Annotated in this window: 14 protein-coding genes and 1 tRNA gene; 1 reads left to right on the plus strand and 14 read right to left on the minus strand. The window is 43.1% G+C overall.

Translation table 11 applies throughout. The features are described 5' to 3' along the window. Window position 1: 1 nt before the first annotated feature. The 9 genes from NG78_RS00725 to NG78_RS00685 form a co-directional block, all read right to left on the minus strand. The gene (locus NG78_RS00725) at window positions 2-451 is read right to left on the minus strand and encodes a DUF3021 family protein (protein WP_004135312.1); all 450 of its coding nucleotides are present in this window, start codon (window positions 449-451) and stop codon (window positions 2-4) included. Between the two features lie 55 nt (window positions 452-506). Then, window positions 507-1028 (minus strand): LytTR family DNA-binding domain-containing protein, encoded by a 522-nt coding sequence (locus NG78_RS00720; protein ID WP_004135313.1) that lies wholly within the window; start codon window positions 1026-1028, stop codon window positions 507-509. Window positions 1029-1206: 178 nt separating this feature from the next. Next, entirely contained in the window at window positions 1207-2025 is an 819-nt protein-coding gene (locus NG78_RS00715; RefSeq protein WP_004135315.1) for a histidine phosphatase family protein, read from the minus strand. 35 nt (window positions 2026-2060) lie between these two features. Further along, on the minus strand, window positions 2061-3470 hold the full coding sequence (glmU, locus tag NG78_RS00710; RefSeq protein WP_004135317.1) for a bifunctional UDP-N-acetylglucosamine diphosphorylase/glucosamine-1-phosphate N-acetyltransferase GlmU: 1410 nt from the start codon (window positions 3468-3470) through the stop codon (window positions 2061-2063). A gap of 112 nt (window positions 3471-3582) precedes the next feature. Continuing rightward, a tRNA-Gln gene (locus NG78_RS00705) sits at window positions 3583-3653 on the minus strand. An 83-nt stretch (window positions 3654-3736) separates the two neighbouring features. Then, complete coding sequence (locus NG78_RS00700; RefSeq protein WP_032837849.1) at window positions 3737-4759, minus strand: ribose-phosphate diphosphokinase; 1023 nt, start codon at window positions 4757-4759, stop codon at window positions 3737-3739. 96 nt (window positions 4760-4855) lie between these two features. Beyond that, window positions 4856-5629, minus strand: a complete 774-nt coding sequence (nadD, locus tag NG78_RS00695) for a nicotinate-nucleotide adenylyltransferase (RefSeq protein ID WP_413422831.1) — start codon at window positions 5627-5629, stop codon at window positions 4856-4858. Between the two features lie 25 nt (window positions 5630-5654). Beyond that, window positions 5655-6185, minus strand: coding sequence for a hypothetical protein (locus NG78_RS00690; RefSeq protein WP_004135322.1), 531 nt, complete (start codon window positions 6183-6185; stop codon window positions 5655-5657). Between the two features lie 38 nt (window positions 6186-6223). Next, window positions 6224-7558 carry a glutamate-5-semialdehyde dehydrogenase gene (locus tag NG78_RS00685; protein ID WP_004135324.1) on the minus strand — a complete coding sequence of 445 codons (1335 nt, stop codon included), beginning with the start codon at window positions 7556-7558 and terminating at the stop codon, window positions 6224-6226. A 113-nt stretch (window positions 7559-7671) separates the two neighbouring features. On the opposite strand from NG78_RS00685, the gene thrC reads away from it, so the two are divergent. Then, window positions 7672-9201 (plus strand): threonine synthase, encoded by a 1530-nt coding sequence (thrC, locus tag NG78_RS00680; protein ID WP_004135326.1) that lies wholly within the window; start codon window positions 7672-7674, stop codon window positions 9199-9201. 103 nt (window positions 9202-9304) lie between these two features. Here thrC and NG78_RS00675 read toward each other — a convergent pair whose 3' ends face one another. The 5 genes from NG78_RS00675 to NG78_RS00655 form a co-directional block, all read right to left on the minus strand. Next, on the minus strand, window positions 9305-10009 hold the full coding sequence (locus NG78_RS00675; protein ID WP_004135328.1) for a regulatory protein RecX: 705 nt from the start codon (window positions 10007-10009) through the stop codon (window positions 9305-9307). Between the two features lie 29 nt (window positions 10010-10038). Then, the gene (gene recA / locus NG78_RS00670) at window positions 10039-11181 is read right to left on the minus strand and encodes a recombinase RecA (RefSeq protein ID WP_004135329.1); all 1143 of its coding nucleotides are present in this window, start codon (window positions 11179-11181) and stop codon (window positions 10039-10041) included. A gap of 223 nt (window positions 11182-11404) precedes the next feature. Then, window positions 11405-12097, minus strand: coding sequence for a CinA family protein (locus NG78_RS00665; RefSeq protein ID WP_004135330.1), 693 nt, complete (start codon window positions 12095-12097; stop codon window positions 11405-11407). Then, on the minus strand, window positions 12094-12777 hold the full coding sequence (pgsA, locus tag NG78_RS00660; protein WP_004135331.1) for a CDP-diacylglycerol--glycerol-3-phosphate 3-phosphatidyltransferase: 684 nt from the start codon (window positions 12775-12777) through the stop codon (window positions 12094-12096). The genes NG78_RS00665 and pgsA overlap by 4 nt, the downstream gene beginning before the upstream one ends. Before the next feature lie 79 nt (window positions 12778-12856). Continuing rightward, window positions 12857-15640, minus strand: a complete 2784-nt coding sequence (locus tag NG78_RS00655) for an FtsK/SpoIIIE family DNA translocase (protein ID WP_410314412.1) — start codon at window positions 15638-15640, stop codon at window positions 12857-12859. Window positions 15641-15669: the final 29 nt, after the last annotated feature.

Genomic DNA, 15669 nt, shown 5'->3' on the forward strand with positions numbered 1-15669 from the left:
TTTACTTGCTTTCTTTACGCAATTCGCGCAATCTAGAGTTCATTTCTTCCGCTTTCTTCTTCTCGAAGTAATAGATTATTCCAGCAATAGCAATCGGGAAAATAACAGTGAACGCAATCCATCCGCAAATCACAGCTGGCTCATCTTTGAATGAAATCCATCCAACAATCACAGACACAATAAATTGAATAGCAATTGGTGGAACTAGTGCAAAAACGAATTTTGCAAGATTTGACATACGCTCATTCGACCAGAAAATAGCGAATACTCCATAGCCTATGCCAATAACAAACGACGCCACAGCATAAGATGCAATTCTGTTTCCAACCGCGCTATGCGCTAACAAGCTAGACACAAAACTGATTGCAGTAAAAATAGTGCACGCTATGCCAATGCCATTAACAATGTTTTTTACCATTGTTTTGCCAAAAGTTGTAACTTGCTTTTCCATAATAATCGTTTCCTTTTTAAGTATTAAAAATTAGTATTAAAAAATACGCTTAAAACTACATTCCCAAGCGCTTTTTGAACCCAGCTAAGCAGCGGCGACTAATCCACTCAACGCTTCCGTCGTCCATTTTTACGCTCATACTTCCGCCGAATCCTGGATCGACTCGAACAATGCGATTCAAGTTCACGATTGCAGATTTAGATATGCGCACAAACGACGCGAATTGCGGATTGTCGAAATCCATTAGGCGCTTGTAAGACACGCATTCGCCTTTATCACTGTGAATGATTACGCGCGAATTTTCTACGCAAATCATAATCACATCTGGCTCATGCATAACAATAATCGAATCGTTAATATAACCATATATGAATGAATTATTGTTGCTATTTGCCGCATTCGCAGTATTATTTTCGGCATTATCAGTATTATTTTCGGCGTTGCTTGCTTCTGCATTTTTAGAATCAACGCTTTGCAAATTGGCTATAATGCGTTTAAGATTATCGTCAATATTGTGAACTGACAATTGAGCTTGCTGCTCTTCTTCTGGCGGCACAATAGCAATCGTTACTTTCATAAAGCCTCCCTTCCGTATACTACCGTTAGCGTTTGCTAGATTTTTCTAACTTTTCTTAGCATTTCTAGCTTTTTGTTTTGTAATTTTGACTATACGGCACTGTAAATAGTCTGTCTTTACAAAATCGCTAAACGGTAGTTTTCGAAATATAAGCGGTAAAAAGGAGAGATTATGCCACTTAAGCTGCTCCCCAAATGCGAATAAGGCGCTGGCTCGTAGGGTCAGCTGCAGGACCTTGATCATAAGCATCCAAACGCCAACGAATCGAACCATCCGCGTTAAGACTTGGAATTAAACGCGCCCAGCGGCCGTTTCCCATTCCACCAATCGTCTTATAAGAAGGATCCACCTTGTCTAATCCAAGAAGCTTATGAACAGTTTGAGAAAGGCAAGAGCCGTGCGAAAACACTAGCAAATCGCGGTCGGAACCGGTTTTGCGCGCCCACTGTTCAACAGTTGCAGCAGCGCGCTCGCCAACTTCCTGCTTAGTTTCTGCACCGTGGCGAAGCTCGCCGCCTTCGCCTTTTACCCAAGCGTTAAAATCTTCCGGCCATTTTTCGCTAATCTGCTGGCGGTTCAAGCCCTCCCACTCGCCAAAGAAGCGCTCGCGCACGCCATTTTCAACGTGCACATGAAGACCAAGCTTATCCGCAAAAGCGTGAGCTGTTTGCTGCGCACGAATAAGCGGCGAAACAATCGCCACAAAACTCGCGTCTGCTTCTTCCGGCGTAATACGCACATGCTCCTGACTATTCGGATCTTTTGGATCTTCCAAATCAGAAGCGCCAAAAAGCACGCGCAAAGCCTTGCCAGAGCGAGTCACCTGATCCATTCCCGACTCATCCAAAGCAATATCAATCATGCCTTGAAGACGGAATTGCGCATTATAAGGCGTCTGGCCGTGACGAACCAGCATAACAGAACGCGCAAGTCCTTCATGATTACTATTTACATTCACACTGTGAGACTTAGTTGCGTTTTCAACAAAATCAACCATAACCTACCGCCTTTTAAAGCCGTTTTATAAATAATTTAGCGCTCCCAGCTAGGCTTCCAGCCTTCAATTACGTGCTGAGTATTTTCCGAATACACCATAGAATCAGCTGGAACATCGTGACGCACAACAGAGCCAGCACCCGTAGTTACACCATCAGACACATTTACTGGAGCAACAAAAAGATTACCTGCACCAACGTGAACACCAGAACCAATACTCGTATGATTCTTATGCACGCCATCATAGTTTGCAGTAATCGTGCCACCACCAATATTCGTATGCTCACCCAAGTTGGCATCGCCAATATAGCTTAAATGCGGAACCTTAGTGCCGTTACCAATATGCGCCTTCTTCATTTCCACGAAAGCGCCTGCCTTACTTTCTTCACCAAGCACATTTCCCGCGCGCAAATACGTCCACGGACCAATGTTAGCAGCCCTGCAAATATGCGATTCTTGCACGCGCGAACGCTCAACTACAGCATCCTCGTCAACTTGCGCATCAATAAGAGTTGTGTAAGGGCCAACAACAGCGCCGCTTAAAACATTAGTATGACCTTGAAGGAAGCAGCCAGGAAGAACAGTCACATCTTGAGCGAGAGTAACATCATCTTCAATCCAAGTAGTATCCGGATCAAGAATAGTTACGCCTTCAAGCATCCAATGCTCACACACGCGCTTATTATAAGCTTTTGCGAGCGCAGACAACTGCACGCGAGTATTAACACCCTCTACGCTAAGTGGGTCAGGAGCAGACATTGCTCCCACATGACCAAACTTTCGAGCATGTTCCAAAGCATCCGTTAAATAAAACTCGCCTTGAGCATTCTGAGAATTAAGATTTGCAATCGCATCACTTAGCACATCTGCATCAAACACGTATACGGAAGTGTTCACTTCTTTAATTTCAAGCTCTCCAGCATTAGCATCCTTATGCTCTACGATTCGCAAAACATCGCCGTTTGCTTCGCGCACAATACGGCCGTAGCCAGTAGCATCATCTAATACTGCTGTAAGAACAGTTGCAACATTGCCATGATTATTGTGAAAATCTACTAAAGATTGAAGAGTTTGAGTGTCCAAAAGAGGCATGTCACTTGCTGCGATTAACACAGCACCTTTTAACGTTTCGCCATTTTCGCGTTTTGAAACGTTATTAAGATCTCGAATAGCGCATTGAACAGCTCTTCCAGTTCCCGGCTTTTCGTCTTGATTTACGATTAAAGCATTGCTGTTATAGCTAAGAGCAGCTTCAGTTACTAAATCAGCCTGAGCATGCACTACTACAGCCAACTTATTTGGATTTACGCCAGCAATTGCGCTCATAACACGATTTAGGAATGTTTTTCCAGCAAAGTTATGAAGTACTTTCGGAGTTGCTGAACGCATACGCGTACCCTCACCCGCCGCTAAAATAATTGCCGCGGCAACATCATGCTTTTCCACGCATGCTCCTTATGTTGTATCAAATAATATTCTTACTGATTCAATTCTATTACGTCTTAACGTCTATCCAAAACAAAAACGCTACTTGCAAAACAAGTAGCGCCTGTATAAGCTCCCTCACCTGGATTCGAACCAAGACAAAGGGTTCCAAAGACCCGTGTGCTGCCATTACACCATGAGGGAACGGCGGAAAAACCGCCAAGTCACTATTATGCCACACGAATTGACTTCGTCAAATTTGGCGTGGCGAAAAGTAAAATCAGCGTTTACGCAAATAAGAAGCCTTGACCGTGATGCTCCGGGTAAGTATCGAAAAGCTTTGCAACCGAACCATCTTCAAACACTGCTTTAATTGCGCTTGCAAGAAGAGGAGCAATAGAAAGAACAGTTAAACCATCCCAACGCTTTTCTTCCGGAATTGGCACAGTATCAGTCAAAACAACTTCGCGAGCGCCGCAAGACTTCAAACGTTCAACAGCAGGGCCGGAAAGCACGCCGTGAGTTGCAACAACAGTAACCGACTTAGCTCCAGCTTCCTTCAAAACGTTGCAAGCTCCAGCAATAGTGCCAGCAGTATCAATCAAGTCGTCAACCATCACGCAATCGCGACCAGCAACGTCACCAACTACGCGGTTTGCAACAGTCTTATTCGGGCAAGTAATATCGCGAGTCTTATGCACAAAAGCCAAAGGACCGCCGCCCAAACGCTGCGCCCACTGTTCAGCAACGCGAATACGACCAGCATCAGGAGACACAACAGTTACGTTTGCAAGATCATCACGGAAACGATCGCGCACATAATCAACCAAAACAGGCATAGCAATCAAGTGGTCAACCGGGCCATCGAAGAATCCCTGAGACTGAGCTGCGTGCAAATCAACGCTCATAATGCGGTCAGCGCCAGCAGTTTTAAGCAAATCAAACATCAAACGGCAAGAAATAGGCTCACGACCGCGATGCTTCTTATCCTGACGAGAATAGCCAAGAAGTGGGCAAACTGCAGTAATCGAACGAGCAGAAGCGCGCTTCAAAGCGTCAATCATAATCAACTGTTCCATAATGGACTTGTTGACAGGGTCGCTGTGACTTTGCAATACGAACACATCCGTACCGCGCACCGACTGCGTGTAACGAACATACATTTCGCCATTAGCAAAATCGTAAGCCGTTGTTTCCAGTACATCAATGCCAAGCTGATCTGCTACATCACGCGCAAGCTTTGGATGGGCGCGACCGGTAACAAGAACGAGGTTTTTATCTGGCTTTCCTTCAAGGACGATGCTCACCATATCTCCAAACGTTAGTTCGCTTTAGTTCGCGAAATGAACATAATCAATACTAACTTTTTGCGCAGACTTGCAGCGACAAGCCGAAAAAGTAAATAGTCACGACCTATACAAGCCGTGCTTAACAATATACTGCACTACTCCATCTGGAACCAAATACCATACTGGCTCACCATGCTCAGCGCGACGGCGAACATCCGTAGAAGAAATCGACAATGCTGGAATTTCCAAAATATCAACCGGCAAATGTTCAGAATCACAGTGAACAATATCGTCATAATTTGCAACATTTCCAGCACTGTTCACATTTAGCTGCCTAGTAATAAACGGCAGATTAGACTCCAACTTTTCCGGCCTAGAATACCCCGGGCGAGTAACAGCCACGAATCGCGCCAAATTCCACATTTCGCGCGCATTCTTCCACTGCATAATTTCCGCCACAGCGTCCGCTCCAGTAATGAAGAAAAGCTCCGCATCCGGATGCTGCGCGTGAATATCTTTCAAAGTATCAATAGTGTAAGTAACTCCCGGACGGTCAATATCGACTCTGGAAACAGTAAACTTAGGATTAGAAGCCGTTGCAATAACCGTCATTAAATAACGGTCCTCAGCATTCGTAACTTTTTTATCAAGCTTAAAAACAGGCCTACCAGTTGGAACGAAAATAACCTCGTCCAAATCATAAACCCACGCAACTTCAGAAGCCGCAACCAAGTGGCCGTTATGAATAGGATCAAAAGTTCCACCCATAATGCCAATACGCTGACGCTCATGAACGTTACCGCGTGCAGAAGTGCGCTTTCGCATAGAAGTTGCTACTGCAGGAGGAGCAGCTTCTTTGCCGGTAAAAGAACCTTGAAACAGGTCAGACATTCGCCGCTGCGCATCTGCGTTATTTTCAGGACTCATTCGCTTCAGATTCCTTATCTTCAGCCTCAGTTTCACTAACTACTCCAGAAGCATCATTAGCACTATCTGGGTTAATATTTCCCATCTCCTCATCCCACTCGTCCTTAACAACGCGCTGAATTTCAGCAAAAGTTGGAAGAGGGAAATCAGGCTGATACGCGCCGCGAATTTTTGCCACAGATTCAGTGATTTTAACAAGCATTGATGTCATTGCATCAACATCATTATTGCGCTCTAAAGCACTAAATTCACGAATGTTCTTTTCCATTCGACCCATATGCTCAAGAACGCTAGAAAACGCATCATCTTCAGGAAGTGTTACGTCATTTGCGTCAGCATCCGGCCATCCCATAAGCACCGCATCCGCATATTCAAGCGAGGAACGCTGTTGCGCGGAGGCAATACCATCCTCAATTTGCACCAAAAACACATAGCGCACAATTGACAAACGCTCAGCCGCAATATTAAGCGCTTCAGCCGGAGTCATATTCACATCATTCTTAGGCATATCATTAGGCATACTCTTACCTTACCGCCACGTAACTATTAAAGCCAGTACTACTCGCGTATCTGACCGCTGCCGTAGCCAATCCACTTGGTTGTTGTCATCTCGCGCAATCCCATAGGGCCTCTTGCGTGCAATTTTTGCGTCGATATTCCAAGTTCAGCTCCAAAACCAAACTCTCCGCCATCCGTAAAGCGCGTTGAAGCATTCACCATCACCACTGCAGAATCAACATTCGCAATAAAACTTTGAATAGTTTCGTAATCTTCAGCAATAATTGTTTCCGTATGCCCCGTAGAATACTTCGCTATATGATTTGCAGCGTCAAAAGCATCGTCCACAATTTTTACGCCCATATTTAGAGACAAATACTCGCGCTTCCAATCTTCGCAAGTTGCGTGCTCAATCTGTAAACCAGCAATATTAGCATTCTGCAGAATTTCGTAAGATTTATCGTCAGCATGCAAAATAACATTATGCTCAGCTAAAGCAGCGCCAACTTGCGGTAAAAATTCCTGCGCAATATTGCGATTTACCAATAATTTTTCTGCCGCATTACATACGCCTACGCGCTGAGTTTTTGCGTTAATAACAATCGGTATAGCTTTTTTAATATCAGCGCTTTTATCTACGTAAATATGCACGTTGCCAGCACCAGTTTCAATAACCGGAACTGTAGACTCTTTAACAACCGTAGCAATAAGATTCGCACTACCGCGCGGAACTAGAACATCAATATGTCCGTGCGCATGCATCATTGCTGTGGCCCCAGACCTACCTAAATCGTCAACCGACTGAATTAAATCTGCACTAAAACCGGCTTTTTTAAGCACATTTCCAATAATCTCAATGCTTTTTTGATTCGTATTTTGAGCCGCACTTCCGCCTCGCAAAATTGCAGCATTACCAGACTTTAAGCACAAAGCTGCAACGTCAATAGTGACATTTGGGCGAGCCTCATAAATCATTCCCATAACACCAATTGGCACGCGAACTTGCGAAAGTTTAATGCCATTAGGAAGAGTGTATCCGCGAACAACTTCTCCTACAGGATCTTGCAATTGCGCAATTTTTCTTACGCTTTGAGCAGAATTTTTCACACGCTCTTCGTCAAATTTAAGCCTGTCTAGCTTTCCAGCATCCATTCCTTTAGCTTCAGCTTCTTTAAGATCTTTTTCATTAGCGGCGGCAATATTTAAAGCTGCTAAATCCAAAGCGTCCGCCATTTTTTCAAGAAGCTCATTTTTTGTTCTAGTATCCGTTTTGGAAAAATCTCGCCAAGCAAGCCTTGCTAAATCCGCGCGCCCATTAACTAAATCGTCAACGCTCAACGTTCCCCCTTGTAGATTATTGGCTTTATTTTCCTGTTTAGAATCAAGAGTTGTCATAAATATGAGATTAGCACACGCCCGTTCGCCCAGCGCTTCAGGTAGCATATTTTTATAAGATGATGCATAATTTGCACAAATATTCCATATGATTATTCGGTTACGGAGACATTATGGCAGAAGATACAGCTATTTTTCATAGCACGCGCGCAACTACTCCAACTTGCACGGCTAAGCAGGCAATACGAAAAGGTATTGCCGAAGACGGCGGATTATTTGTAGCCGACACTCTTGGCAGCACGCGTTACGATATTTCTAAATTGCAAGGAAAATCCTACCAGGAAATAGCTCAAGATATTTTGCAAATTTTGCTTCCTGATTATTCTCAAGAAGAGCTTTCTGATTGCGTAAAGCTTGCATACGCAGAGCAATGGTCTAATTGCGACATTACGCCAATTCGTCAGCTTGGAAATACTAGCGATTTTGTTATGGAACTTTTCCACGGCCCTACTTGCGCTTTTAAAGACGTGGCTTTACAAATGCTTCCACAGCTTATGAGCCGCAGCCAAAACAAAACCGAAAAATCTGAATCAAACAATAACAAGAATGTTATGATTTTAACCGCAACTTCTGGAGATACTGGAAAAGCGGCTTTGGCTGGTTTTGCTGATGTTCCAGGCACTTCTATGGTCACTTTTTACCCAGAAGGAAAAGTTAGCCGCGTTCAAGAATTGCAAATGACAACTCAAGCTGGTAAAAACGTGCGAGTTTGCGCAGTTCGAGGCAATTTTGACGATGCTCAAACTGGCGTAAAACAGATTTTCACCAATAGTGAGCTTAATAAAAATATTGAAGAAGATGCAAATACCGAATTGTCTTCTGCTAATTCAATAAATGTTGGACGACTCGTGCCGCAAGTCGTATACTATTTTGCGGCTTATAAGCAACTTGTTGAGCGCGAAGTTATAAAACTTGGCGACGAAGTTGAGTTTTGCGTACCAACCGGCAATTTTGGCGATATTCTTGCTGGATATTACGCAAAAATGCTTGGTCTTCCTGTAAAACATCTTATTGTTGCAAGCAATAGTAATAATGTTTTGTTTGATTTTTTGGTAAGCGGCACTTATAACCGTCAGCGCCCATTCCATCACACTGTTGCTCCTTCAATGGATATTTTGGTTTCCTCTAATTTGGAACGCATGCTTTATTACATGTGCAATAAAGACACGCGTTTAATACAAATGCTTATGAATGATTTAGCTCAGTGGGGCGCTTTTGAGATTCCAGAAAACGTGCTTGCAAAAATACGAGCTATTTTTGGCTGCGGCTGGGCCAATGAGGATCAGATTCGCGAAGCTATTTCTGACTGCTGGAACAAGTACAAGTATGTTATTGACCCGCATACTGCTTGCGGATACTTTGTTATGCAGCATATTCCGCATGACGAAAGCGTTCCGCGCGTGCTTTTAAGCACTGCAAGCCCTTATAAGTTCCCGCGCGTAGTGGCTGAAGCTTTAGGGCTTAAGAATGTGCAAAATATGGATGATTTCCAATGCATGGATGCTCTTAGCGAAGCAACAGGAACGAAAGCTCCAAGCATGCTTAGAGAACTTGAAAATAAGACTCCACGTTTTACTGATGTTATTGATATTTCACAAATGCCTAGCTATGTTCAAACTCAGGCGAATAATTTCGCTAAATGAACGTTATTTAGGCAAAGAAAAAATAAAACAGTAAAGAGTAAAAAGTAAAAAGAGTAAAAAGTAAATAAAAAGAGGCTGGCTTATTAGAAACCAGCCTCTTTTATTACTCGTTATCACTTACAAACAAAGCGGCATATACTTCGTTAATAACGCTTAAATCATGCCCTTTTCTAGCGGCAGCTGCAAAAAATCTGCGCCTCCTAACTAAAGGCTCAAGATTTTTCGTACGCTGAGCAGTTTTTCGGCCAAGCTCCCAAGCTGCTTCAGTAAATACTCCCGAATTTTGAGCTAACTCCACGCATTTCGAAATAGCATCAGGATCAACATTCTTACGATGCAATTCCATGCGTGTAGCTCTAGCACCAAGAAGCCGCGCTACGCAAGAGCGAATTACCATTTGAGCGTATTGATTGTCATCAAGAAGATGCAATTCAATTAAACGATCAATAACCGAATCAACAACAACTTCACAGTAGCCTTTTTCTTTAAGACGCTGACGCATATCTGCTACAGAGCGAGGAGCATAATCTAAAAGTCTTAAAGCTGCTTCCCTACAATCATCTTCATCACCTTCACAAGGCTTGTTACTCACGCGAAGCTCGTCACTTGCGAAAGATTCATCGTTTAAATCACACTTGTTAGCGCATTTTACATACGGCATGTTGTTTGTATTAGTTTTTGCGCTTAAACGTGATGATTTACGCGATGTGCGCCTACGAGTATTAAGAGTGACGTCATTGCTTTCGTCGTCTTCTTTAGTAAGCGTTACTGGATGATTGCGAAGAAAACTCGCTACACTAATCACCATATCAATTCGCTTTATACGCTAATCTTCTATTACTTTTCTGCTGAAGATTTTGCAGTAGAACTTTTAGCATTAGAAGCTTCATCTGCACGATCCAATTCTGAATCCTCAGCAAATTGATCGTCTGGATGCATTAAACCTAATGCTGCTTTAATCTTTTCGCTAATTTCTTCAGTAATAGCTGGATTATCTTTCAGGAATTTACGAACGTTTTCGCGACCCTGACCGAGTTGCTCACCTTCGTAAGTAAACCACGAACCGGATTTCTTAATAACATCAGCCTGCAAGCCCATGTCAATAACAGAACCTTCTGTGGAAATACCTTCACCGTATAAAACATCAAACTCAGCAGTTTTAAATGGCGGAGCCATCTTATTTTTAACAATCTTAACTTTGGTGCGATTACCAATAGCTTCTTCGCCCTCTTTAATAGTGGAAACTCTACGAATATCCATACGCACAGACGCGTAGAATTTCAAAGCCTTACCACCAGTAGTTGTTTCAGGATTACCGAAGAATACGCCAATTTTTTCACGAAGCTGATTAATAAAAATAGCGGTAGTTCCAGCTTGAGAAAGAGCACCAGTCATTTTACGAAGAGCCTGGCTCATTAAGCGAGCCTGCAAACCAACGTGACTATCTCCCATATCTCCATCAATTTCAGCCTTAGGAACTAAAGCTGCCACAGAATCAACAACAATCACATCCAAAGCACCAGAACGAATAAGCATATCCGCAATTTCCAACGCCTGCTCACCGTTGTCTGGCTGAGAAACAATAAGCGCATCAGTGTCTACACCGAGTTTTCTAGCGTACACAGGATCCAAAGCGTGCTCTGCATCAATAAATGCCGCTACGCCACCGTTTTTTTGAGCATTAGCAACAATATGCAATGCAAGAGTTGTTTTACCAGAGGATTCTGGACCGTAAACTTCAACAATACGTCCACGAGGAACACCGCCAATACCCAAAGCGGTATCCAAAGCGATTGAACCTGTAGGGATCACTTCTACATCTTGCATAGGCCTGTCACCTAAGCGCATTGCAGAACCTTTTCCGTATTGCCTTTCAACATTAGCTAATGCAGTTTCCAGCGCGGCTTGACGACGAGGATCTGCCTTATCTGCATCAATAAGACGATCAACAGTGCTTTTACCTTTTGCTGTTTGCGCCATGTTTGCTACTCCTTTCGCATGCCGTTATGTATCGAACGACATTAGTTCGACACGCGATGCCACTGCAAGCGCTTTTGAGCAATGTGGATAAAAGCTAAAGCTAAATATTCACCATGACGCTTGAGCGCGCTGCAATCATCTCAACAATCTCAAGTATACTACAAATACGAACATTTGTTCGATACTGCGTGTCTTGCTTGTAAATCAGCCAAAAGTTCAAATATTACTCGAATACAGAAAGTAAATAATCTAAGATTTTAAGCAAATTATGTACCGTAGATTTACGCACTTGCTCACGACTACCTTCTAAATTAAGTTCAAAAACAAGAACAACATCTTTTTTAGAAGTGTAATCCCACATATTGCTAACACAATCCAAATCAAGAAGCTCACTAGCTTTTTGCAAAATCAAATCTCGCAAATTAAAAGATTCTGGAAGCAAAACGCCAACATAAACCAATCCAGCAGGCTTATTGCCGTCCGGACCAGGACCTGCAACTCCGGTTGTTGAAAGCCCAATTATTGGGAAGTTAGATTCTTCCGAAGATTCTTTTGAAGATTCTTTTGAAGATTCTTTTGAAGATTCTTTTGAAGAATCCTCTTCATACTTCCAGCCACTACCGCGATATATTAAAGACGCCCCCACTGCCATCTGCATAGCAACATCCTTAAAAACCGCACCTTCGGTTTGCAAAAGATGAGCGTCAACGCCTAAAATTTTAGCTTTAGCGTGAATATCGTAGGTCACAGCAGAGCCGCAAAATACTCGAGAAGCTCCCGGAACCGAAACAAAAGCGTCTGCAAGTAAACCGCCTGTTAAAGATTCTGCAGCAGCAATATGAAAACCTAGCTGAACGCTATTAGATAATATACGCTCAGCTAGGTTTTTGAGAGACACAGGAGAAGAATTATTCATTGCAACGGTGGCAATGGAGCTTCATTAACTTGCTTATCTGCTTGAGAATCATCAACAGAATCCTTCTCAAAGAAAGCACTGTACACGTACAGCACTGCAGAGTAGAAAGCAAAGCCCAAAGAAATACCGAGCAAAGCAAAAGCTACAGAATAGTAAAGTGTAAGCCACCATGGAGGCGTAACTTGAGTATTAAAAATAGCGGCCATAGGAGCAATAATCATTGCAAGGCCAATAACCTGAGTTAAAGTCTTGTACTTTCCTGCAGAAGAAGCGGCAATAACCCTACCGTTTCGGCCAATAACGCAGAAACGAACAATTGTTATGCTGATTTCACGAATTAAGAACAGGATTGTGATCCACCAAATAACTTCTTCAAAAACGGAAGCAATCACAAGAGCTGCCAAAATTAACACTTTGTCTGCAATTGGATCAAGCAACTTACCTAATTTGGTAACCTGATTATATTTACGAGCTAACCAACCATCAAGCTTATCCGTAACCGCCGCAATAACAAACACAGCAAACGCCGCCCAACGCATTGGCACGGAGTTATGACCCCACTCACCTGCGAGCAAATATAAAACAATAAAAACAATTGCCAACGCAATACGCACATAAGTTACGATATTTGGAGCACAATTCCAGCCTTCAAAAAACGAAGACTTAGCATTCTTCTTCATACGCATACCTTTATCTTATCGCAAACTAAAAACTTCTAGCGCGCCACCCAACATAGTTGTGCAACACAATAACACTATTTTACAACGAGTCAGACTCGCCACGAATAAATGCCAAAACTTTTGGCAAATCTTCCGGCTGAACCAAAACTTCGCGAGCTTTAGAACCTTCAGAAGGCCCCACAACGCCGCGAGATTCCAGCAAATCCATAAGTCGCCCAGCCTTAGCAAAACCAACACGCAGCTTACGCTGAAGCATTGAAGTAGAGCCAAACTGAGAACCAACAACAAGCTCAGCAGCCTGAAGCAACTCGTCCATATCGTCTCCAATATCGCTTGTTTTAAGCTTGTTTTGAGCTTGAGCATCCGCTTTTTGAGCCATTTGCTCAATATCTTCACGATACTTTGGCTTGCGCTGAGTGCGCACGTATTCCACAGCTTTACGAATCTCCGACTCACTCACCCATGAACCCTGCACACGCTGAGGTTTTGCAGCACCCATTGGAAGGAACAAAGCGTCACCTTGACCAATCAAAGTTTCCGCACCAACAGTATCGAGAATAACCCTGGAATCAGTGGCAGACGAAGTAGCAAAAGCTAAGCGGGAAGGAATATTCGCCTTAATTAAGCCGGTTACAACGTCAACGGACGGACGCTGAGTAGCAAGAACCAAATGCACGCCTGCAGCTCGAGCAAGCTGAGTAATGCGCTGAATAGAACTTTCAACATCGTTCTTAGCAACCATCATTAAATCAGCCATCTCGTCCACAACCACAAGCAAATACGGGTATGGAGCAACTTTTCGCTCAGATCCAGCCGGTGCATGAACTTTGCCTTCACGAACAGCCTTGTTGAAATCTTTAACATGGCGGAAACCGAAGAATTGCAAGTCGTCGTAGCGAGCATCCATCTCTTTAACAACCCACTCAAGAGCTTGAGCTGCCTTCTTAGGATCCGTAATAATCGGCGTAAGCAAATGCGGAATGCCAGCGTACGCGGAAAGCTCCACTCGCTTAGGATCAACCATAATCATGCGAACTTGCTCAGGAGTTGCACGCATAATAATCGAAGTAAGCATTGAGTTAATAAAACTCGACTTACCAGAACCAGTAGCACCAGCAACAAGCAAATGTGGCATTTTATCTAGAGCTGCCGTTACGAAATGACCTTCAACATCTTTTCCAACGCCTGTAAGCATAGGATTAGGGTCATTCATGGCTTTTTGCGAGCGCAAAACATCTCCCAAATGCACAATTTCGCGGTCTACGTTTGGAATTTCAATACCAATAGCAGACTTTCCTGGAATTGGAGACAAAATACGCACATCCGTACTAGCTACAGCGTATGCAATATTTTTTTGCAAATTCGTAACTTTTTCAACCTTAACGCCAGGACCAAGCTCAACCTCGTACTGCGTAACAGAAGGTCCTCTAAGAAAACCGATTACGCGAGCATCGACGTCAAACTGTTCAAAAGTGGAAGTTAGAGCGCGAATAACATTGTCGTTTGCTTGGGTTCTAGCAGCATGAGGCTTTCCATGAGCAAGAATGTTCAAATCAGGAAGCCTGTACGGTTGTAAAGCGGAATCTTCCGAGGAGTTTAGATTATTTTTAGCGCTTTCGTCGGCTAAATTATCTTCGTTTTCTTGATCTTTTCTATATTGATCCATTTGCTCCGCCGGAATACTAGACCACGGATCCTTAGCAGAATCAACAGAAGCGCTCATAGGAGCTTTAGGCAAGGTTTCTGCAGAAGTTAGTATTGGCGAAGAAGAAGCGCTTCTAGGATTATGGCCCGATTCATTATTGTTTGATTGCGAAGAATCTGAAGAATCTTTAGCATCTACAGGAATATAATTCTCGCTGTAGCCTTCAAGATTGCTTACTGTTCTAACGCGCTGAGGTTTAACACGCTCAAGATTTTCACTTGTTTCTGCATTAACAGCTGCAGCATGCAAAAATGCGTCATCTCCAGCATATTCGTCGAGCAAAGTATTGTCTTTTTCTTTATTTTTGCGATTAAATAGTGATTTCCACAATTTAAGCAAGTAAGCTGCGCCTAAATTAGCGCTTTCTTTTTTAGAAGATTTTCCGTCGTGAGTTGGCACACCTTCAGCAAATTCCAAAGGCTTATCTTCATATGAATCTTTAGTTTTACCTGATTTAATTGATTCATTCGCATCGTCTGATTCGTCTGACTCGTCTGACTCGTCTAAAGAATCCTCATCCTGCGCGTTTTTCTTGTTTTTCTTTGAGAAGATTGACGCAACACAATTTGCAATATCGCTTACGTGAAGACGAGCAATCATTAAAACTGCAAAAATAGAGATGATTACAAAAATTATGAGAGCAAATATGCGAGAAAAACCCCAAGACAGTGGAGAGCCTAAAGCAAAACCTAGCAATCCACCCGCTTTTCTAACTGATTCAAAATCAAAAGCGTGACTTTTAGACGCAAGAGAAATATCGAGAATCGAGCATATAGAGCACAGAAGAATAATAAAACCAAAAACAACTCGATGATTCCCAGATTTTGCGCCACTATTTCGCATTAAGCGAAAAGCAATAATACTTAGCCACACAGGAAGCACAACGCTCATAACGCCGAGAGCACCCGAAGCTAAAATATGCAGCCCAACGCCAATAAAACCACTTACATGAAACCATTCAGAAGCGCAGAATAGTACGGCAAGAATTAGCATAACAAAGCATAAGCCATCTCTGCGGTAAGCTTCATCGTATTCACCTACCCCAAAAAGTGAGCGAACTGCTTTGCCTAAAAGTCTTGGCACAAACAGAAGCATTGTCTGCCACCATGGTTCCTTAGGCGCTGCCTTACCAGCCATACAAGACTCCTTCTGCACCATGTGCTATTAGTACGAAAGTTATCCAACAA

Origin of the sequence: Gardnerella greenwoodii 00703Dmash (assembly GCF_000263635.1) — a bacterium.
Lineage (GTDB): Bacteria > Actinomycetota > Actinomycetes > Actinomycetales > Bifidobacteriaceae > Bifidobacterium > Bifidobacterium greenwoodii.

Coding starts and splice junctions, on each gene's coding strand:
- NG78_RS00725 (WP_004135312.1), bottom strand. CDS start 451: ATGGAAAAGCAAGTTACAACTTTTGGCAAAACAATGGTAAAAAACATT.
- NG78_RS00720 (WP_004135313.1), bottom strand. CDS start 1,028: ATGAAAGTAACGATTGCTATTGTGCCGCCAGAAGAAGAGCAGCAAGCT.
- NG78_RS00715 (WP_004135315.1), bottom strand. CDS start 2,025: ATGGTTGATTTTGTTGAAAACGCAACTAAGTCTCACAGTGTGAATGTA.
- NG78_RS00700 (WP_032837849.1), bottom strand. CDS start 4,759: ATGGTGAGCATCGTCCTTGAAGGAAAGCCAGATAAAAACCTCGTTCTT.
- nadD (WP_413422831.1), bottom strand. CDS start 5,629: ATGTCTGACCTGTTTCAAGGTTCTTTTACCGGCAAAGAAGCTGCTCCT.
- NG78_RS00690 (WP_004135322.1), bottom strand. CDS start 6,185: ATGCCTAATGATATGCCTAAGAATGATGTGAATATGACTCCGGCTGAA.
- NG78_RS00685 (WP_004135324.1), bottom strand. CDS start 7,558: ATGACAACTCTTGATTCTAAACAGGAAAATAAAGCCAATAATCTACAA.
- thrC (WP_004135326.1), top strand. CDS start 7,672: ATGGCAGAAGATACAGCTATTTTTCATAGCACGCGCGCAACTACTCCA.
- NG78_RS00675 (WP_004135328.1), bottom strand. CDS start 10,009: ATGGTGATTAGTGTAGCGAGTTTTCTTCGCAATCATCCAGTAACGCTT.
- recA (WP_004135329.1), bottom strand. CDS start 11,181: ATGGCGCAAACAGCAAAAGGTAAAAGCACTGTTGATCGTCTTATTGAT.
- NG78_RS00665 (WP_004135330.1), bottom strand. CDS start 12,097: ATGAATAATTCTTCTCCTGTGTCTCTCAAAAACCTAGCTGAGCGTATA.
- pgsA (WP_004135331.1), bottom strand. CDS start 12,777: ATGAAGAAGAATGCTAAGTCTTCGTTTTTTGAAGGCTGGAATTGTGCT.
- NG78_RS00655 (WP_410314412.1), bottom strand. CDS start 15,640: ATGGTGCAGAAGGAGTCTTGTATGGCTGGTAAGGCAGCGCCTAAGGAA.